This is a genomic window from Proteiniclasticum sp. C24MP (assembly GCF_043951855.1).
In the GTDB taxonomy this organism is placed as follows: domain Bacteria; phylum Bacillota; class Clostridia; order Clostridiales; family Clostridiaceae; genus Proteiniclasticum.
On sequence record NZ_JBINJW010000001.1, the window covers coordinates 113,456 to 132,023 of the forward strand.

The following is an 18,568-nucleotide window of genomic DNA, read 5'->3' on the forward strand; positions in this document are numbered from 1 at the left end:
TACAGATGGTCGCTCCACCCGGCGACTGGGAGATAATTGATCACCTCCTGGGGCTATGCCCATCCCATCTTTTTGAGATAGTTGTCGAGTTCCGTTCCAACATCCACCACTTCCTTTTCCTTGAATTTAAGTTTCACGGCGTGTGCGTCAATGGCTGCATCGACAGGGTCAATTCTCTTGAATTTAGCGCGTGGCTCTTTGTCTACCTTGATTTCATCAAAGCTGTTCTTTACTACCCGCGCATTTGTGAAGCTCCAGGTTAAGAGCTCGTTATTCTGGTTGTATTCGTACTGTTTGGATTTGACCAGAAGCTGTATGTCTACCGTCGCATCGTTCAGATTTCTTGCTGACTGCGTAACAATCAGCACAGGACATCCGAAGTCCTCTAGATCGCTTAGTATCCCATCGGCATTGTGAGGGTCGACTCCGATTCCCAGGAATGTGAGATCATACTCTTTCTGTAAATCCCGAAGATGCTTGATTATGAACTTGTAGTCATTTTTATAGTCACTGGATCCTCCTGTAACTGTAATGAGCTCCATGGATTCCCAGATATCATAAGGTGCCAGATCTGTTCCAATGTGTTCTTCCAATCTGCCTCTCGGCATGAAGCTGTGCGAGTAGTTCCATGTCTTCTCCCCCTCTTCCTCAAATTCGAGGTGAAGAGTGGTTAAATCCCCTCCGGAGGAGAGGTCTAGTCCTACCCAGCACGGTCTGCATCGGAAGCTTTCGAGTGTCCTCTCGGTTCCGTTTTCGGCCCATTTTTCCACATCGATGAATCCATTCTCTGGATTGTTGACCCATACATTTAAAGCCTTCGTAAGAAAGTCTCTAAGATCTGTTCCTCCCATGTCTTTCGCTGTTTCCGCATCGGTACGTAGAGTTTCAAGTCCTTGTTCTGTCCTTGCAAGATACGGATTGGCTTTGATCCAGTTCTCCTCTTCCCAGGGGTTGTCCTCCGGGTCGAGGGAATAAATGTCAACAAAAAAATCCTCTGCGGTTGCTACACCTTTGAGGATCTTTACACAATAATCGTCCATATCTTTGCAGAAGGAGTTAAGTTTGTCTCCTCGAGTCGTGATCATGGAGACTAAAGTTTCATTTAGGGCCCTGGTTCCGTTATAAATGGCTTTATATACTCTGTTATCTCGGTGCTGATGCAGCTCATCTATGCTGGAAAATAAAGATCTGAAACCGTCATCCAGTCCAGATTCCTTCGATAGTGCCTCTATAGTGCACTTTGTCGTGCTGCACTCAATCAGTGACTTATAGTCTTTCACGTCAAATATCTGACCAAGATCTTCATCCACGTTAATGAATTTCGACATTTCTTCCCAGGCCAGTCGTGCCTGTCGTTTCTTCGTGGCCACCGTGAACAGCTTTCCGTAATTGTATCCTGAAAATCCTGCTACATAGGTCCCCATGATTCCATTCTCAAATGTTTTACCGTTCTGCCTTGCTACAGACTTATAAGATCGCCTGAATCGACGATACCCGTTTAATTTTTTCCATCCGAACCTGCTCCCGATGTCAAAACACTGCTCCGGAATCAATTTTACCGGTCTGGGCTCATCACCTTCAGCGATTGTCAGGGTTTCCGCGTATTCAAGTACCCTTTCAGCAGCTTCAACATCCCAATAAAATGGAAATTTAGTCGTCTTCTGTCTGTCCAGGTCGTTCAGATGCCTTTTACAGGCAAGTTTATGAAGAATTCCAGAAGGAGTTTCGCCCCTTACCACAGATAAGGCATGTTCTGTTACTCTATCCAGCTGAACCACCACCGAACTTCGCCAAGAACTTATTTTCCTTCGGAGGTTCGGTCTTTGGCACCACTAATTTCGCCCTGGATGTGATCGTGAGACCGAGATCGCTTGCCATGGACCTGCACTGCTTTGCATATCTGTCCTGCATTCTTGATATCTTATCAAGTACATCAATACCTTCATTTGCTCTGACTGCACTTTTATACATTCTCAGAGCTTGAATATACTGATCATGTGCTACAAGGTATCGAGCCAGCGTGTCTTCATCCAATTCTGTCATGATCCCGATTTTCATGAGTTTTCCGGAGATCTCCGTGAAAGTTCTTTTCTGCTTTGCCGTTAGATAGGCCGGAGGCTTCACATCGGTCATGTCGACTTTGATTTCATGTTCCTCGCGTTCCTTCATCTGAGCTTTTGACATGTGTGTCTTTCCCTTTGCTTTTATCAAAGCTATAGGCTGTGCTGCTCTTCCACCCACATTCCCCACCTCCTCCATGCCTGTTATGCGCGTTGCTGAATATGTTTCAAAAAAGGGGATTTTTCTACAGGACAGGCACCTGCACCGTTCCTCTGGGCCACTCTCATACTTTTAGAACCACCCCCTGGGGTCTACCTCCTGACCATGTCAGGTTCAAAACTTATTCACCGTGTAATTCCCTGTCTAAAAACAAAACCTCTCACAGAGGCTCCTAGAGGCCTTAAGCGGTGTCGGTATTTGCTTTGTGTTATCTGACAGTGAATCTCTTATGCTTGTCGTTATGACAGTTTATGCAGACAGCTTCCAGGTTCTCATAGTCCAATCGTCTGGTCCAGCCGTCTTCGGTCTGTATAGGTACTACATGATGTACTTCTGTTGCTATCTTATTGCACTGCTCACACTTGTACTGATGATCTCTCAGATAAACACGAGATAGTGTACGCCACTCCTTACTCTTGTAGAACTTCGCATACCTGGGGTCTTTCCGGATCTTCCTGTTCTTGTTGTAACGCTGTTCACTCAACTTCTCATTGACCTTCTTCTGTTCTTCCATCAAGGGCTGACAGCTGTCGCAGTATGTCTTGGGGTAGGGTATCACCCTGCCGCATTTCCTGCATGATTTCAAAAGCATATCGATCATCCTTTCCTGGTTTCAAGACAAAGTAAAAGAGACCCAAGGCTGCTGCGTAATGCCTGATGGGTCTCTCAATTCGGAGGAAGTATACCATGAACGCGCCACTGTTCCATCCAATTCTGGACACTATCATCTTACACCTGTATTGTTGTCTCTGTTAATGACACGTTACTGACATTTTACTGACACGTTTGTGACATCCTCATCAAGATTGCGTATAGCGCTGCTGTAGAACCTGATGGTGTGTCTTATGGTATAGCCCATCTTGTCTGATATTTCTTCCAGGTCCATGCAGTAAATGAAGAACAGCTCCAGCACCTCCACCTCTCTGTAGTCCTCCAGGGTATCAAGGGCCATGTATATTTCCATTCTGATTTCTTTGGCCTGCTCGAGAAGCGCTGCCTTCCTGATTCTTGTCTCATCCCGATCTGATATCAGCTCCGCTGCAGAGACGGGTTGTCCGCCTCTAGGCATGTCCGTTATTCTCTGACTCTGTACGGATGTAAGCTGGCCTTCTATTTCTCCTATTTTCTCATCCAGTCTCTCTATCTTCTTCAGTATTCTCTGATACCTTTTTAAAAACTTCTTCTTTCTGTGGAATACTGTATCTTCGCCTGAATCTTCATTCTTCTGCATTGGTAGCCCCCTTTCTGCTTTCATGCTCATGTCGGACCCCCTATCTCAGCTTTCATTGCTTTCAGGGCCTCAAGCAATGCCTCTTGCCTGTTGTTTTTTCCCTGGAGTACCTGCAGCACTCTTTCATCGATGGTTCCTTCTGATATGATGTGATGGATAATAACTCCTTCCCTCTGGCCCTGTCTATGCAGTCTGGCGTTGGCCTGCTGATATAATTCCAGTGACCAGTTCAGCCCAAACCACACGATGATGTTTCCACCATCCTGGAGATTCAGCCCATGTCCGGTACTGGCTGGATGGGCCAGCATGATCGGCGCTTTTCCTGCATTCCATTTTCTGATGTCTTCGGATGTTTCCAGTTTCTGCGCCTTTGGGAATCTCTTCATGATCCGTTCGAAATCATGTTTGAAGCTATAGAACACCAGAACCGGTTTTCCGTTCGCCGCTTCAACCAGATCCTCCAGGACATCGAGTTTTCTGTCATGGATCCTTATATGGTTTCCTTCGGTGTCGTATACAGCTCCGTTTGCTATCTGAAGAAGCTTTCCTGCTACGGCTGCCGCATTCAGTGCTGTGATTGTCCCTTCTTCCAGCTGAAGGATGGCATCTTTTTCCATTTCTTTATAGGTCTTATATTCTTCTCTTGTCAGAGTCGCTGGAACATTTATGAATAATGGCTCTTTCAGTTTCAGATAATCTCGGGCCTTCATGGAGATGCAGATGTCCTTGATCTGGTCGTTTATTCTCTCTTCACTGCCCTCTCTGATCTTGTATAGCTGGAATCCGGGTCTCTGGACAGTGTAGAAATATTCCTGTCTGTAGGCTGTGATGTTTTTCCCTAGTCTCTCTCCTCGATCAAGAAGATAAATCTCTGCCCATATATCCATGTAACCGTTGGGAGCTGGAGTTCCAGTCAGACCAACAATCCTTTTGATCAGTGGCCGTACCTTCTTCAGGGCCTTGAACCTTTTTGAGGTGTGTGACTTGAAGCTTGAAAGTTCATCAATCACCACCATGTCAAAATCCCATTTCAGTCCCAAGGTGCTTACAAGCCACTCCGTATTTTCTCGGTTGATAATGTAGACATCGGCTTCTTCCTGAAGTGCTGACAATCTCTGCTTTTCCGGTCCAAGGATTTTTGCGATTTTCAGATGCTTCAGATGATCCCATTTTTCAGTTTCACGGCTCCAGGTGTCTTCCGCAACTCTCAGCGGTGCGATCACAAGAACCTTATCCACTTCCAGGTAGTCATTCATCAGCTGGTCTACTGCGGTCAGTGTTGTGACCGTTTTTCCCATACCTAGCTATCCCATATCAAGAAAGAGCCCCGCAGCATCGTTTTCGATGATATGGTTTAACGCTGTTTCCTGATATGTGTGTGGTTTATACCTCATGGTGATCACCTCCCCTTTGTATGGAATTCATGAATTCTATGGCACCTTCAAAACTGTCTATGACATAAACCTTGAATCCCCGTTTAAGCATTTCAGCATGTATGTATTTCTGGAGTTTTCTCGGTGTTTTTCCCGTAGCCTTCAGCTCCACAAAATAAACTTTATGGTCCAGAATGACAATCCGGTCCGGTACCCCATTTGTGCCAATAGACGAAAATTTAAGGTACATTCCGTCTAATTGTTCGACTTTTTCCTTTAGGTATTTTTCTACTTTTGACTCTCTCATCTCTCCTCCTGGCTGTCCATTTTTTACGGGTGTCAACAATGTCAACAGAATTTCTGTAAGTAGTACGCATAATAGGGTGTAACCCCCTATATATACCCCTATATACACGTATTAATACTATTTTTCTTTTATAAGTATTTTTTGTTTACTTTGTTGACATTGTGCCTTAAACCCTTTTATATCAATGCTTAGACCTGTCAACAGAGTTGTCAACAAACTGCTTTTTTCTGTTGCCCTTGTTGACACTTGTTGACGCTTTTTTATGATCAATTATATGAACAAAATGTTAACTTGTTGACACTGTTGACGTTTCACCTAAATCTGTTGACGCTTGATATATGCTCTTTGGGTCCCATAAGCAGATCCAAACCTCATCGGGCCTGCTGCCTGTTCCCAATCGTCAAATGTTCGTAAAATGTCATTGATTTCTCTACTTTTAAGCTGGGTGAGATTCTTCGGATCACCTCCGTAGCACTCCACCCATACCTCAGCCACACATACCTTTTCTCTCTGCACCTCACCAGCATCAAAGCTATCCTTTGAATAACTGTTGATGTAGTCCCGGCGCTGGAACCTATCAAGCTGATACCAGTCCTCGCTAATAGGGATCTGGAGATATTCGTAGACCATACCAGCATTATCGTTGACCTCTGTATGTCTTTTCTTGATTGCAGCGGCTTCCTGCAGCACTTCTATCGGTAGATCAAAGATGATCTTCTTTTCAATCATTTCCTTATAAACCTCTAATGCTTCAGCCCAGACCTGGTCAATCTCTTCCGGAAGGTCATCGAATATGCTTTTCTTGGGCTCCTGCTCCCCGCACTTAACCGGCCAGTAACGCCTATCCCCTGTACGGTCTCTCAGGAACTCGTTGTCGTTTGTGGTGGCGAAGAACACGCACTGCCTCTTATGACGGACAGTACGGCGGCCATAGGCTTCACGGTAGATATCCTCTGTCTTTGAAAGGAACAGTTTGATTGCTTCCTGCTCTGCCTTCTTCGTGGCCATCATTTCCGCAATCTCCAGTAGCCATACGCCCTGCAGCTGTTCATAGGCTTCTTTACCCTGCACGGTAGTCAGGCTGTCCGAAAACCACTGGTTACGGCCCAGAACACGAATGAATGTTGATTTTCCGATGCCCTGGGCACCCGTTAAGCTGAGCATGGTGTCATACTTGAACCCCGGCCTCATGACTCTGGCCACGGCCGCTGCCAGGTGGATCCTGATAGTAGCTCTGTGGTACGGCGTGTCGGGTGTGCCAAGGTAGTCGATAAGAAGATAGTCCAGTCTCGGAATGCCGTCCCATTCCAGGGTCTCCAAGTAGTCTCTCACCGGATGGAAGCTGTGTTTCGTGAAGTGCACCGCCAGTCCGTCGGAGATCTTCTGGATGCCTGTGATGTCGTAGGTCTTTTCCATGTAGTGTCTGAGTCCGGAGTCGTCTGAATCGGTCCAGTCTCTTTCCTTCCGGTCCTTATTCCATGGCAGCGCTCCTGCTATGATGGACCTTCCGGCAAAGGCGTTGTACTTGAGCTTTCCTTTCAGAATCGGATCGTTGGCCAGGATCACGGCTACATTATTGATCGTGGACTTGTATCGGTCCTTGACCATCTCCAACTTCTCCATCCACTCCGTGTCCAGCTCCACCGCTTCTTCCGGATCATCTTCTCCTGAATCATCCAGGTCAAAGTCATCCAGTGCTTCCCGGAGCCTCTCCTCTCCGATGGTCTTCTTGACCGTGTCGTCCTCTGAGGCAAACTCACTCATCTTCGTAAAGCTTGGCAGCTTGGCCACAGGTGTATCAGGTTTCGTGTTGTCATCCTCATGACCGAACTTATGAAGTCTTACCAGGTCGAACGCGTTGCACAGCTGTCCGGTAGTCGGGTCAGTGCCATGATGGCTGTATGTGTAGCGGTCATCGTAGACGATCATACCGCCGAATGTTGAGCCACCGTTGAAGGTGTATCGGTTCTCTGAGCTTGTAGGCAGATATACGCCAGGAAGGAACTTATCCATGGCATCCTGGATCGTGTAAGCTCTGCAGAAGGCACCAATGATTCCTTTCTTGGTCAGCGGGTCCTCCTGCTTCTTCATGAGCTTCTGGATCGCCTCGTCCTGCCTGGAGGAAACCGGCCACTGCGTAACATCGGTCCAGTCCTCATAATGATCCAGGTAGTAGTCAGGGTCGAGCATGGGTCCGTCCTGGAACAGGAATACAGGCTCTATATCTCTCGGGTGTGATGGCCAGTACATGAGACGTACTGGCTCATAGGTTGTATCATCAAACATGTCTATGCCGATCTCCTGGGCGATCTTCCTGGAGATGGCCTGGTACTCGTCAGGCAATGCAGGTCGGCTCAGCGGTATGATCAGTCGGAGCCTGGGTGAGTCCGGTGAGTGCTGATGGGTGGAGTAGATCACCGTTGCGTAGTCATTCAGCATCGTGTGGCTGTCCCAGATATCCTGTGCGGATCCTTTGACATAATCCAGGTCCAGAGTGATCAGTGTTCGATTGGCCACGTTCTCGGCCTTTCTGCGACCTTCCTTGAGTGGCCCTCCAACGAATCCACCGATATCTTTGATCTGACCCTGCTTGTCCTTGGACAGTCTCTTGAACTCCGCCAGGGTTTCGGGGGTCCGGATGGAGTCTCCCATTCTCGATACGAGATAGGACCACTCCACCTCTTTCCTTTTCCACCGAGTCTCATAACGCGACTTGCCTATCGAGATAGCCAGGGTCCGGTCATGTTTGACCTTTATCTGTTTTACTGTGTCTATCATTAGCTACCTCCTTAGGTGCTGCACTGCCATTTATTTCTTGATGCCGACTTTCTTCTGGATCCGTTCTCTGTCTTCATCGCTGAAGAATTTCCCGTTCTTGGGTTTTTCGAAGGTCGCCGGAGGGATCACCTGTACTTTCTTTTCAAGCTTCTTTTCAAGCTCCTTCTCCAGCACTTTCTTTTCTGCTTCGATTTCTGCCTCTGCAACCTTTTTCACTTTCATGTAATAGTAATTGTTTGCGGTACTCTCTGAAATTCCCCAGTCGTCAATCATTTGAAGCTGTATCTCTTTAGCATCAACATGATCCTTAAACATCTGTATATAGCGAGAGAAGTCTTTTTTCTGGGTTTCTTGTGATTTTTCTTCCGATTTCGTAAGATTTTCGTACGATTCTGTTACTTCAGGAAGTTCTACAGTCATATCAATGACTTTCAGATCTTCACCTTGTTTTTCTGCTGTCACTGTGACGGTCATATCTCCACCTGGCGTGCCGTAATCGGTGGCTTCAATTCGTGTTGGTGGCTCGATGTATTCCGGGCATTCGTCTGCCTGATCCTCTTCTTCCGGTCGTGGGTAGAGATCCAGCACAGGACCGGAGAAGAATATAGGCAGGTTCTGTGCCTGGTGCCTGAATTCTTCATATTCTTCTGCTGTCATCAGCCAGTCGGTCTCATACACGTAGACTTTATACATCAGTTCAACTCTGATCATTTCTCTTCTCCTTTCTTACTTTCACTTTATATCCCAGGATCTCTGCCTTGCGTTTGTATTCGTTTGCTTCCTGTGCGGTGCTGCAATCGAAAACCATGTTATCTTGGGGGTCCTTAGCTGTCAGGCTTAGTATGTATTTACTCATCCTTACTCCACTCCTTTTTTCTTTGCCCAGTAGAGAGCCTTCTTAATGATTTCCGATGCAATCCTCTCCATCTGCTCCTTTTCTCTGAGTAGTGAGGTTTCGGTTTTGATTACAGGAAAGCAACCGGTCAGAGATCTGAGTGCCTTTAGTCTCTGCTCAGAGAGCCTTCCGTCAAAGCTGTCCATGAATACATACCCCTGTTTTTTAAGCTGAGGCTCTATGGGCTGGGCGGTGTCAAAAGTGAATGTGACATCATTACTGATTACTGTTATTTCCATGTCTTATCCTCCTTAATCTTACGTACATATTCGCCTTTAAACATCTTGCGCCCGCATGACGGGCATCGTTTCAGGTCTGCTACGTTTGATGGCATGATACTGATTATGTTGCATCCGGCACACCAGCACTTGTTCCAGGCTGATTTTATTTCCGATTTCTCCCACAGCCATCCTCGGGCTTTGATCTGTTCATTTCTGTACATCCCTCTTCCCTCCTATCTAAGTTTGAATGCTTTGTCGAGACCCTTAGCAATTTGGTCGATGGCTCTACCCAACTGCACTATAGGGTTCTTCTCTTCTCTCTCATCGAACGGGTAGCAGTCCCATTCATCAATTCTGAAAAGTGTATCGGTCCCTACATCCGTCTGTACAACGTGGCAGTCGCTTGTTTTCATTTTATAAATACCGTTCATGGTGAATCCGGTCTTCTTGTCTATGAGTCGTACCTTCAATCCATTCATGACTCTTCCGCCTCCTCAACTCTCCTCTTCAGCAAAAGCTCTCCGGGCTTCAGCGAGACCATTCCGTAAACTTTAGCATCCCATTGAATTGTCAACTCCATCGGAGGTTCGATTGACAGATGTTCAGAAACTAAACTCCCGTTTTCTGACACCCTGTTGATAAGTTTGAGGGCAGAAGGTTCTTCTACTTCAGCAATTGTCTGTATGGCATATATGGGTCCTCCACCGCAGAAAGGGCACCGGGACCCGTCAGGCCATTTATTTTCTACCGCAACGATCTGGTCACAGTTAAAACATTTCCATTTCATCTTTTCTTCCTCCTTTTTATTGATTGGTGGTTCAAATATCGGCACTCCAATTTCTCTACAAAGGAATTCGCTATAAGTAAGTTCATTCGCCCCCATCCATCTACGGAGGGCTTTCTTGATTCTATTCATCACAAGGGCCTCCTACCTGTACCATGGCAGGCTGAGCATGCTATTAGTCTATCTTTGGCCCGCACCGAACCACCATCTAATGTGCTTGCTCTCTGCATAGCTCTCAAATACCCTCGACCCCCACATCCGCCACACATCCTAACAATAGGTGTAACCTGTGAAGGGTCCTGAAAGTTTGAAAGACTCTTCCTGGATGCTGTCTGCTCGAAAGCTCTCATTGGAGTCTGGGTTCTCATCGGATCCTCACACACGATTCTTCCTGTCGGACTGTACCCCCATATCGGTTTTGAGGTGTTTACTTTAGGCCCCTCCTGCACTTTGGCTGGCAGGTTTTGTGGTTTGTATCGGTATCTCTTCTTTATTTTCTTCTTCATCCGATTTCCCTCCTAGAACAGACGAATGACCTGAAGGGCCACCCAGAAGCAGCAATAGATCAGTATCAGACTGAATAAGGAGTAAACAAGAACCTCTACTACTTTATTCACTATAAGAACCTCCTTCCGTTTTCAATCTCTTTTCTTAGAGACTTGAGACCCTCCAGGATGATCTTTGACTTCTTGAATATCCTGGGCTTTGAGGGTGTGATGTGTTTGTACCGATCTTCGAATTCTTTGATTACTTCATTGATCTCTTCTTTTGTTACCTGAGCTGAGTTTGTATCAATCATTTCTATCCTCCTAATCTTTCTGATAGTAGTCGCACTCATAGGCATCAGCTCTCAGCGGAAGTCCTTCGGCCCAGCTGATTGGTTTACCCATGATAGCGCTGATCTTCTTGAGCGCATCCGTGTCTTCCTTCGAAGCTTCCACGATGATCTCATCATGTACGTGCATTACGATCTTGTAGCCGGCCTCCTCGACACGTATCATGGATACGGCCAGGCAATCTCTTGCAGTGGCCTGGACGATGTTCTCGACCAGCTTCCCTCCGTAGGTTTCCTGAGTTTCCCAGGCGTTTGTGGTCTGGTTCTGGCCCATATAGGTGATCTTGCTTCCATACTTGGATTCTTCAAGTTTTGGTTCTCTGTAGGCCAATCGTCTTCCGGAAGGAAGTTCTATGAAGAGATACTCCGGTGTTCCTATAAACTTCAGACCCTTCTGTATCTGCACCACTGAGTTTTCACGTATTGATTCTTTGGCGCCAGCTTCACAGTCTTTCCAGAATTTAGTGATAGCAGTGTTGGAGGATCTCCATTGATCCACCAGCTCCTGCAGCTCCTCATCGGATGCCTTGGCGGCCCATTTCCTGTCCATGGATCTTAGGGCCCCTGGTCCGCCTTGATAACCAAGGGCCAGTTCCGATACTTTACCTTTCTGGCGAAGCTGTGACCCCTTTGTCACTTCTTCCAGCGGGACCTTGAACATCTGAGAAGCTGAAGCTTCATAGATCTTGCCGTGGGTCCTGAAGACCTCCATTCTCCAATCCTCTCCGGATAGCCAGGCAATCACTCGGGCCTCTATAGCGGAGAAGTCGGCCACCACAAATCTATGGCCAGACTTTGCTATAAAGGCGGTTCTGATCAGCTGACTGAGTATGTTAGGCACCTTGTCATAAGACATTTCAAGGAGCTCCGCGTCTCCTGTGGCCACTATTCTTCGTGCCGTGTCCAGATCTGATATGTGGTTCTGAGGAAGGTTCTGCACCTGGATGAGACGTCCTGCCCATCTGCCTGTCCTGGAAGCTCCGTAGAACTGGAGAAGCCCTCTGGCCCTCCCATCATCCAGTACAACATCCAGCATCTTCTGATACTTCGATGTGCTTGTCTTGGCTGTTTCCTGTCTCAGTGAGAGCGCTTCCACCACCTCGGGCATACTCTTTTCTCTGGCGGCCTTGATCAGCTCCGGTACGGTCTCCTTTGTGACTTTGGGTACATCAATACCTAGTTTGTCACTGAGCCAGATCTTGAGCTGTGCCACGCTCTTAGGGTTGTTTAATCCGGTGATTTTCTTGAACTGCTCCATGGTCTCTTCCTGGTACTCGGTGTCAATCTTTACCGCGGCTTTAGCAAAGTCTTTATCCAGCGCTACGCCTCTGTCATTGATCCGCTGGTCCAGCTCCCAGAGCTTCACCTCATCAGGTGTTGTCCTGTACTTACCTAGAGCCTTGTCAATATTTCTTTCAACCTCTACGTCCTGGATGCAGTAGTCTTTAAACTGCTGCCACTCATCCGGCTTATCATCCGGAAAGAAGGATGTCTGATATCCATTGCTCTTTGACGGCTTCCTGGGCATCGAGAAGAGTCTTATAAGGTTCTTGCCTGTCATGAGCTTCTGCATGTCCTGTGGAAAGCCCAGCGCCTTAGAAACGGCATCCAGACTTCCAGGTAGTCCAAGGGTTAAAGCTTTGATCATGGTGCAATCCCAGTTCTTCGGGTCCAGTCGGGTCTTAAGGTGGTAACATAAGCAGACTCTCTCGAACTGGGCATTGTGTGCCACTTTCCTGATGGATGTATTCCTGATCATGTCTTCCAGCTTGTCCGGTATGACATCGCCATTCTCCAGATCCAGTATCCTGGTAGGACCATCATCTATGGCATAGGCCAGGAGTAAGATTTTAAAAGAAGGATGAGAGGCGTACTTGTATACGCCCACATCCTTAAGTGATAGATCGCAGTATGTCTCGATATCGATATGAGCTGTGGTCAATTAGACCACCCCCTAAAATTCGAAATCGTCTTCGTCATCTGCCAGGTCGAAGTCTTCTTCGGCGCTGGATCCACCACCTAATCTGTCTCCCTCATCTGTCTTGAGTACATTGCCGAGCCCCGCCGCAATGCCCTTGTTGCCTGATGTGTCAAACGCGTAGAAGTTGAGACTTACGAGTCCATACATACCAGAGTATATGTCTTCTTCGGAGTCAATCGGGTCGGCCTTGATCTTCCCTTCGGAAGTAAACTTCCTGAATTCCAGAATCTTTGGTTTCTTGGTGGAATTTGCATTTATAAAGTAGCTGTTTGCATAAGCGTCATCATCCGGTCTTTCCTCATCTCCATCTCTTACAGGGATCTTCAGGTTTGCCGGAATCTTACCGGACTTTCCTGCAAGTTTTGTCTTTGCTGCTTCCTTGGCTTCTTCAATGGCTTCCTTGATAAGCTTAAGTGTTTCCTTATCGTCTTTAGGGATGATGAGGGACACACTGTACTTCTTTGTCTGACCTTCTTCGATTGCATGAGGCTCAAGCAGATGCGCGTAGCTCAGTCTTACCTCTCCTGTTGTTACCTTTGTTCCGTTTCTCTTTGCCTTGAATTCTTTGTTCATTTTGTTTCCTCCTAATATTTAAAATTCGAAATCGTCGATAGTGATCTGTGCTTTTGGCAGCTCCTGGAGAACAAACTCTCCGTCTACCTCTTTAATCTCCACAGCTGGAGAATAGGATGTTTTGTCTTTGGACACTTTCTTCAGGGTCCTGGATACCGTGGACTCTATGACAGGTCTGCGGTACTCATAGGTCGTTTCTGTGGTTTCTCCTGTAACCGGATCATCAGTAGGCAGAATCGTATAATCATCTATAAGAGACAATGAGATCTTGAGACTGATGTCTCCTCCTGCAAATTCACCGTTATATACCTTATGCAGGATTTCTCTTATGTTGAGATCGAGCAGCCTCCTGGCTTCCTCAAATATCTCGGAATCGAAGTTGATTTCCGGGACTATTATCTTAGGCTTGTTCATGTCTACACCTCCAAATCGAAGTCATCAGCAGCGGAATTAAGTTCAGGGCGCTTGTCAGTTTCAGATACAAGTGTTGGTTTGCCGGGCGGTTTCATGATGTAGGGGCCGAGGAGCTGTTCGAACATTTTCTTGCCTAGAAGCTTCTCGAGATCCGTGATGCCTTTCAGCTTGATGTTATAGATCTGTTCCTCGGTGTACTCTTCCATCTTCAGAGTGGCCACAGCTTCTTCAATGTCTGATATGATCCGGTTGGATCTTCCTTCCACCAGCTTGAATCCTGGATAGCGTTCACCTTCAAGTGCCGCGTTGAGAGCGCTTTCTTCCACATCTTTGAGCCAGTTCTTGATTTCCATGGCCATAGCCAGGACTCCGGATATCTCCTCCGGCTGCAGCAGATGAAGTTTCTTGAGCTTGTTTTCTTCGCTGCGCTTTGATTCGATGAAGGTGATGTTATAGTCCGCTCTGGCTTTGCAGGTAGCTCTCACTTTACAGAATCTGCAGTGATCCCCTGCCTGAAGTTCTCCTTCCCCCTTCCATGCTTTTTCTGCGGCGGGTTTACAGTCCTCTTCAGCCCATTTCAGAAGATCCTCAACGGTCATCTCGAAAGAGCTGATATTATCGATTCTGGGCTGTACGATGGTCATCTTTACCCTCTCTGGGGCGTAAAGCCAATCGTATTCGTGGTATGCGCCCAGGGCATACAGCATCATTTGTGGGTTGTCTATGGCTGATACTTCGACACCTTTACCATATTTGAGGTCTACTATCTCTATGACCCCGTCAGATATGATCACGGTGTCACCGGTCCCGAATCCCTCGGGTACCCAGGAGGAGAAGTCCAGCCTCTGTTCCAGGAACGCCAGGGCATCCTTTGACCTTGCTTTGGCTTCTGCCAGTCGCTCCATGACATATCCGGTATAGACACCTACGTGATCCGGCATGTCTGCGGAGTAGAGCTCATCCGCTTGGATTTTCTTAAGCTCCGCGTTGTACTTTCTTTTAGTGATGTTCTTCAGCTGATAGTTCAGCTCCAGCTCTCCGAGTTCGTGTGCCAGAGTGCCTTCCTGGGCAAAGATGGAAGAGCTGTCCTCCATGTCCTCTGTGAGTCTGGCTGAAGGTGGACAGTGCATCCACCTGTGTGCGGCTGATGCGCCTAGCAGCGCGTGTTTTCCTGGCATGTTCCAGCCTCCCTTACCGTTATTGGACCTTTACCCAGCTGTTCCAGTTCCAGGATGAGATCCGCCATCCCTTCACCATAAGTGGAATCCGTCTTGTGTCTGTATGCGATCATCAGAGAGGCCATTACATGAAGCAGATACTCCGGATCTCCTTCCAGGAACACATCATCTCTTCCGGCATTAACATTGACCTTTACTGAAAGAAGTGGTTTCAGTTCTCTAGCGGGGATACCCTCAATGACCAGTTGAAAGGTCTGTAGAATGAGATGATCACTGAAGCCTCTTGATCTCATATCCTGGATGATAGGTAGAATTTCGGACTTGTAGTCTTTAACATCTCTCATCTATTTAACCTCCTGCAGCGCCTTATAGAGTTCATTCAGCTGTTCCTGGTTGAGATCAGTTATTTTCCTTTCACCCATCTGAGTCATGACTTCCTTTGCCTTTTCCTTGTGTGCCTTGGATGACATCACCAGTGCTCTGGTGGTCTCCACATCGATATCCTCTGTGGTTTCCTTGACTTCTTCCTTCGCCTCTTCGACCTCTTTAGGCTTGTCTTCTTTGACAGTCATCTCAATGGCCTTCTCCAGTTTCCCTACAGTAATGGACCCGGTCGGTGCAGGCTTACCTGCGAGTAATGCGTTGTGGGTCTGCATCTGTTCTGCTATGGCAAGTAACGCCTCCATGATTCCAGGTGCTTCGATTTTTACAGTAATTTCCATTTGTTTTTCCTCCTTAAATTTTCGTGCTATAATTGTGCTAGAAACATTTCCATTGGGGGCCTGGCAGGGCTCCTTTTTCTTTGGTCTTTTACCATGGTAGAATCCCTTGAAGCACATATCCGGCTCCAAACATCATCCAGGTAAGAATAATCAGGAAAGGTGCTGCTACAGTGTATTTCAGTGCTAAGATCAGCAGCTCGCGGTCGGTCAGCTCTTCAGCGAATAACACTTCACGTTTGATGAATCTCCATGTCTTCATTCGATTTCCTCCTCGATTGATGTATCTTCCATCAGCTCTTCCAGAACCTCAATTCTTACCCTTAAGCGTTCCGCCTCGTTTGTACCAAACTTAAGTAGCTGCTGCCGCACGGATATCTCTTGTTTCGCTTTTTCCAGTTTGGCCATTGCATGGTTATACCGCGCAGTCTCTCTTTTATGGAGCGCTAAGAGAGTGCTTTTTGTGGTTTCTTCATTCATCGCTCTTCCTCCTCATACTTTTCAAAAAACTCATGGAGTAGTATCAGCGCTTCTGAGAGTTTCTTGAGTTCTTCTCTTGAATATTGGCGCTTATGTGTTTCGCCAGCCGCAAAATCTGCAACATGCTTGAAAGCTTCCTTAGGGCTCTGCCTTTTTGCCTTTATTACTCTAAGGACATTTAATTCTTTTAACCTTGCGAGATACCTCCGCACTTCCTCTTGTTCTTCTACGCTTATTGGTTTCATCTCAGCAATTTCTATGGTGTAACTTCCCGATAAACCTTTTAGATCCATGGTTTAATCCTCCTCTTCTTCCCAGCTATCAATCATACGGTTCTTCTCTTCTTCACTCTTGAAGTTAAGGCAGGTTATCTCGTCCCTGTCGATGTACTTGCAGACAATCCATGTTCTGCCCTCGTAGATAATCATCTTGTCATTGTAGTCATCTCTTCCGAAGTATCCGTTGCAAAAGCCTGTGAGCTTTCTTCCTACATTCATCTCCTGTCTTCCTCCTCCGGTTTTACTTCTTCTTTAACCCACTCTGTAATCCTCTTGTACCCCAGACCCGTACTCTTCTTGTTGTGATACAGATACATGGCCAGCTCCTCGTCTGATAATCTTCTGATATACTCCGCTCTATTCATCTTCGTCCTCCCATTCCTTTGGCATTACATACATGCCGTCTCTGAATCTTATGAAGTCCTTGAGATCTTCCACGACTGAATCCGCCTGCTCTTTAGGGTATACACCCAGCGTTACGGTCTCTCTATCGAGCTTGGCCAGAATCTTGACGTCGTCATCTACTTCCAGTAACTTGATACGTTTTACCTCCAGAATCTCCCGAAGGTTTTGCGTTTGAATCCACATTATTAAAATCCTCCTTTGGTTAAGATTTTTATGATCACAGCCACGCAGGCCACGAAGACGATGAGTTTTGAGAGCCAGATCAGGTATTTCATAAAGCTCATCCGAGAATGCCTCTTATTTCCTGAAATTTGTTTCGAAGCCTTATATTTTCAAGCTTCAGTTCCTGTATTTCTCTTTCCTTTCTACTTAGGAGAGTATCTGTTCCGTCATACTCTATTTTTTCGATACTGGAGAGTGAAAATTTATCCAGTTTGTTTTTCCGGATCAACCCTTCTCTCTCGTAGCGGTCTATTGTAGTAACATTTACTCCCCATCGCTCAGCAAGTTCTTTTCTTGTGAGGAGAGTTTTCATTTTATATTTCTCCTTTCTTTTATCTCTCCTTTCGATATACTGGATATAGAAAGGAGGTGATTTAAATGTCATTTAAAATTGAGTTTGGGTCGGGTTTGGATAAATTAGAGGATGCTATTAAATCTGTCAACGGTACTGTATCTTTCGCTGAACTATTTACTCAAGATTTCATGAGTAGGTATACCAGTTTCAATTCACTTGAAGAACTTCTTGAATATGGTGGATACCATATAGAATCAGAAGAAGATTTTGAAGCTATTCCCGAAGATGAGTTTGATAAACTAATCTCTGAAAAAACGAAGTTTCAGGATTGGTCTACTATGCTGAATGCAGCGGTTAAGAACTACTCAGAAGAGAAAATCAAACGCGCTCTTCGTTAGCCAAGAATTCACGAATTGAGCTAACAATTTCTTCAGTATCAAGTTTGATCTCAGTGCTCAGACGACCTACTTTCGATGGTTGAGGTATTTGAGCCCGCTCCAGGCTACTCGCAATAGACTGGAGTTCTTTTTTGATTTCACGAAGCTCAGATAGTATCTGTATTAGGGTTTTCATATGTTTCACCTCTTTTCTTGGGCTATAATATTGATTATAATACTCGATTCGAGTCATTATTCATCAAAAAAAATATCCTGTATTGGAGTTCTATAATAGCTAGCAAGTCTGATTTTAATTTGATCACGCGGAATGCGTCTATCTTGTTCATACATCGCCAATGTCGTTCTAGCAATGCCTACGCTATTTGCGACTTCCTCTTGTGTTCTTTCACCTCTAAGCAATATAAGCTTTTCCCCTATCGTCTTTTGCATATTATCACCTCCCTTGTACGCGAATCGCGTCTTGAATCTAGTCTAACTTACTACTCAATACGTGTCAAGCACATTGAATAATTTATTTGGAAAATGTCGCGTTATGTGTAATAATGTTGGTAGAAAGTAAAAGGAGGGTTAATCAATGGATTTCGCTAAAAGATTAAAGCAGTTAAGGGAATCGCGTAAGCTTACCCAGGAAGAGTTAGGAATTCAAGTTGGGAAGACAATGGAGAGTGGAGTTATAGCTAGAACTACAATTAGTGGCTACGAGCTTGGATCAAGATCTCCAGACCTTGAAACCCTCGATGCTTTTGCTGATTTTTTCAACGTTGATGTTGATTATTTACTTGGAAGAAAGGATTCCACTACTGTTTTAGATCCGACCACCTCCGACGTCTTAGCTGCGCATGCGACCGATGATCTAACTGAAGAGGAAATGGATGAAGTTCGAAAATATATTGATTATCTGAAGTCAAAAAGGAAGTGATC

General features: G+C 46.0%; 30 protein-coding genes and 1 pseudogene. 2 read left to right on the forward strand and 29 right to left on the reverse strand.

Annotated features, from left to right (window positions below; all coding sequences use genetic code 11):
- Positions 1-53: 53 nt before the first annotated feature.
- The 28 genes and pseudogenes from ACHAL6_RS00610 to ACHAL6_RS00745 all read right to left on the reverse strand — a co-directional run bounded on the left by ACHAL6_RS00610 (position 54) and on the right by ACHAL6_RS00745 (position 17,267).
- The gene (locus ACHAL6_RS00610) at positions 54-1,778 is read right to left on the reverse strand and encodes a terminase large subunit (RefSeq protein WP_395268173.1); all 1,725 of its coding nucleotides are present in this window, start codon (positions 1,776-1,778) and stop codon (positions 54-56) included.
- Positions 1,762-2,241 (reverse strand): phage terminase small subunit P27 family, encoded by a 480-nt coding sequence (locus ACHAL6_RS00615; protein ID WP_395268174.1) that lies wholly within the window; start codon positions 2,239-2,241, stop codon positions 1,762-1,764. Before ACHAL6_RS00615 ends, ACHAL6_RS00610 begins: the two co-directional genes overlap by 17 nt.
- 247 nt (positions 2,242-2,488) lie before the next feature.
- The gene (locus ACHAL6_RS00620; RefSeq protein ID WP_395268175.1) at positions 2,489-2,872 is read right to left on the reverse strand and encodes an HNH endonuclease; all 384 of its coding nucleotides are present in this window, start codon (positions 2,870-2,872) and stop codon (positions 2,489-2,491) included.
- A gap of 171 nt (positions 2,873-3,043) precedes the next feature.
- Positions 3,044-3,541 (reverse strand): hypothetical protein, encoded by a 498-nt coding sequence (locus tag ACHAL6_RS00625; RefSeq protein WP_395268176.1) that lies wholly within the window; start codon positions 3,539-3,541, stop codon positions 3,044-3,046.
- Positions 3,538-4,905 (reverse strand): annotated as a pseudogene (locus ACHAL6_RS00630) (SNF2-related protein). The gene ACHAL6_RS00625 and the pseudogene ACHAL6_RS00630 overlap by 4 nt, the downstream one beginning before the upstream one ends.
- Positions 4,895-5,191, reverse strand: coding sequence for a VRR-NUC domain-containing protein (locus tag ACHAL6_RS00635; protein WP_395268177.1), 297 nt, complete (start codon positions 5,189-5,191; stop codon positions 4,895-4,897). The pseudogene ACHAL6_RS00630 and the gene ACHAL6_RS00635 overlap by 11 nt, the downstream one beginning before the upstream one ends.
- Before the next feature lie 315 nt (positions 5,192-5,506).
- Complete coding sequence (locus tag ACHAL6_RS00640; RefSeq protein WP_395268178.1) at positions 5,507-7,969, reverse strand: VapE domain-containing protein; 2,463 nt, start codon at positions 7,967-7,969, stop codon at positions 5,507-5,509.
- A gap of 30 nt (positions 7,970-7,999) precedes the next feature.
- Positions 8,000-8,680, reverse strand: coding sequence for a hypothetical protein (locus ACHAL6_RS00645; RefSeq protein ID WP_395268179.1), 681 nt, complete (start codon positions 8,678-8,680; stop codon positions 8,000-8,002).
- The gene (locus ACHAL6_RS00650) at positions 8,667-8,825 is read right to left on the reverse strand and encodes a hypothetical protein (RefSeq protein ID WP_395268180.1); all 159 of its coding nucleotides are present in this window, start codon (positions 8,823-8,825) and stop codon (positions 8,667-8,669) included. The genes ACHAL6_RS00645 and ACHAL6_RS00650 overlap by 14 nt, the downstream gene beginning before the upstream one ends.
- A 2-nt stretch (positions 8,826-8,827) precedes the next feature.
- Complete coding sequence (locus tag ACHAL6_RS00655) at positions 8,828-9,103, reverse strand: hypothetical protein (protein ID WP_395268181.1); 276 nt, start codon at positions 9,101-9,103, stop codon at positions 8,828-8,830.
- Positions 9,094-9,306, reverse strand: a complete 213-nt coding sequence (locus tag ACHAL6_RS00660; RefSeq protein ID WP_395268182.1) for a hypothetical protein — start codon at positions 9,304-9,306, stop codon at positions 9,094-9,096. Before ACHAL6_RS00660 ends, ACHAL6_RS00655 begins: the two co-directional genes overlap by 10 nt.
- 12 nt (positions 9,307-9,318) lie before the next feature.
- Entirely contained in the window at positions 9,319-9,564 is a 246-nt protein-coding gene (locus ACHAL6_RS00665) for a hypothetical protein (protein ID WP_395268183.1), read from the reverse strand.
- Entirely contained in the window at positions 9,561-10,001 is a 441-nt protein-coding gene (locus ACHAL6_RS00670; RefSeq protein ID WP_395268184.1) for a hypothetical protein, read from the reverse strand. Before ACHAL6_RS00670 ends, ACHAL6_RS00665 begins: the two co-directional genes overlap by 4 nt.
- Positions 10,001-10,375, reverse strand: coding sequence for a hypothetical protein (locus tag ACHAL6_RS00675; RefSeq protein ID WP_395268185.1), 375 nt, complete (start codon positions 10,373-10,375; stop codon positions 10,001-10,003). The genes ACHAL6_RS00670 and ACHAL6_RS00675 overlap by 1 nt, the downstream gene beginning before the upstream one ends.
- A 110-nt stretch (positions 10,376-10,485) precedes the next feature.
- Complete coding sequence (locus ACHAL6_RS00680; RefSeq protein WP_395268186.1) at positions 10,486-10,668, reverse strand: hypothetical protein; 183 nt, start codon at positions 10,666-10,668, stop codon at positions 10,486-10,488.
- 10 nt (positions 10,669-10,678) lie between these two features.
- A complete protein-coding gene (locus ACHAL6_RS00685) occupies positions 10,679-12,646 on the reverse strand; it encodes a DNA polymerase (RefSeq protein WP_395268187.1) in 1,968 nt (655 codons plus the stop codon).
- Between the two features lie 12 nt (positions 12,647-12,658).
- The gene (locus tag ACHAL6_RS00690; protein WP_395268188.1) at positions 12,659-13,258 is read right to left on the reverse strand and encodes a DUF2815 family protein; all 600 of its coding nucleotides are present in this window, start codon (positions 13,256-13,258) and stop codon (positions 12,659-12,661) included.
- Between the two features lie 18 nt (positions 13,259-13,276).
- The gene (locus ACHAL6_RS00695) at positions 13,277-13,672 is read right to left on the reverse strand and encodes a hypothetical protein (protein WP_395268189.1); all 396 of its coding nucleotides are present in this window, start codon (positions 13,670-13,672) and stop codon (positions 13,277-13,279) included.
- Between the two features lie 2 nt (positions 13,673-13,674).
- Complete coding sequence (locus ACHAL6_RS00700; protein WP_395268190.1) at positions 13,675-14,850, reverse strand: DUF2800 domain-containing protein; 1,176 nt, start codon at positions 14,848-14,850, stop codon at positions 13,675-13,677.
- A complete protein-coding gene (locus ACHAL6_RS00705; RefSeq protein WP_395268192.1) occupies positions 14,826-15,194 on the reverse strand; it encodes a hypothetical protein in 369 nt (122 codons plus the stop codon). The genes ACHAL6_RS00700 and ACHAL6_RS00705 overlap by 25 nt, the downstream gene beginning before the upstream one ends.
- A complete protein-coding gene (locus ACHAL6_RS00710) occupies positions 15,195-15,572 on the reverse strand; it encodes a hypothetical protein (protein ID WP_395268193.1) in 378 nt (125 codons plus the stop codon). It lies immediately after the preceding gene.
- 88 nt (positions 15,573-15,660) lie between these two features.
- On the reverse strand, positions 15,661-15,831 hold the full coding sequence (locus tag ACHAL6_RS00715; RefSeq protein WP_395268194.1) for a hypothetical protein: 171 nt from the start codon (positions 15,829-15,831) through the stop codon (positions 15,661-15,663).
- Positions 15,828-16,049 carry a hypothetical protein gene (locus tag ACHAL6_RS00720; protein ID WP_395268195.1) on the reverse strand — a complete coding sequence of 74 codons (222 nt, stop codon included), beginning with the start codon at positions 16,047-16,049 and terminating at the stop codon, positions 15,828-15,830. Before ACHAL6_RS00720 ends, ACHAL6_RS00715 begins: the two co-directional genes overlap by 4 nt.
- A complete protein-coding gene (locus ACHAL6_RS00725) occupies positions 16,046-16,342 on the reverse strand; it encodes a hypothetical protein (protein WP_395268196.1) in 297 nt (98 codons plus the stop codon). The genes ACHAL6_RS00720 and ACHAL6_RS00725 overlap by 4 nt, the downstream gene beginning before the upstream one ends.
- A gap of 3 nt (positions 16,343-16,345) precedes the next feature.
- Positions 16,346-16,546, reverse strand: coding sequence for a hypothetical protein (locus tag ACHAL6_RS00730; RefSeq protein ID WP_395268197.1), 201 nt, complete (start codon positions 16,544-16,546; stop codon positions 16,346-16,348).
- Positions 16,543-16,692, reverse strand: coding sequence for a hypothetical protein (locus ACHAL6_RS00735; protein ID WP_395268198.1), 150 nt, complete (start codon positions 16,690-16,692; stop codon positions 16,543-16,545). The genes ACHAL6_RS00730 and ACHAL6_RS00735 overlap by 4 nt, the downstream gene beginning before the upstream one ends.
- Positions 16,685-16,915 (reverse strand): hypothetical protein, encoded by a 231-nt coding sequence (locus tag ACHAL6_RS00740; RefSeq protein WP_395268199.1) that lies wholly within the window; start codon positions 16,913-16,915, stop codon positions 16,685-16,687. Before ACHAL6_RS00740 ends, ACHAL6_RS00735 begins: the two co-directional genes overlap by 8 nt.
- A 97-nt stretch (positions 16,916-17,012) precedes the next feature.
- Positions 17,013-17,267 (reverse strand): hypothetical protein, encoded by a 255-nt coding sequence (locus tag ACHAL6_RS00745; protein ID WP_395268200.1) that lies wholly within the window; start codon positions 17,265-17,267, stop codon positions 17,013-17,015.
- Between the two features lie 65 nt (positions 17,268-17,332).
- On the opposite strand from ACHAL6_RS00745, the gene ACHAL6_RS00750 reads away from it, so the two are divergent.
- A complete protein-coding gene (locus tag ACHAL6_RS00750) occupies positions 17,333-17,647 on the forward strand; it encodes a hypothetical protein (protein ID WP_395268201.1) in 315 nt (104 codons plus the stop codon).
- A gap of 231 nt (positions 17,648-17,878) precedes the next feature.
- Here the strand turns inward: ACHAL6_RS00750 and ACHAL6_RS00755 are convergent, their stop codons facing one another.
- Complete coding sequence (locus ACHAL6_RS00755; protein ID WP_395268202.1) at positions 17,879-18,076, reverse strand: helix-turn-helix transcriptional regulator; 198 nt, start codon at positions 18,074-18,076, stop codon at positions 17,879-17,881.
- 145 nt (positions 18,077-18,221) lie between these two features.
- On the opposite strand from ACHAL6_RS00755, the gene ACHAL6_RS00760 reads away from it, so the two are divergent.
- A complete protein-coding gene (locus ACHAL6_RS00760) occupies positions 18,222-18,566 on the forward strand; it encodes a helix-turn-helix domain-containing protein (protein WP_395268203.1) in 345 nt (114 codons plus the stop codon).
- The last annotated feature ends 2 nt before the right edge of the window (positions 18,567-18,568 follow it).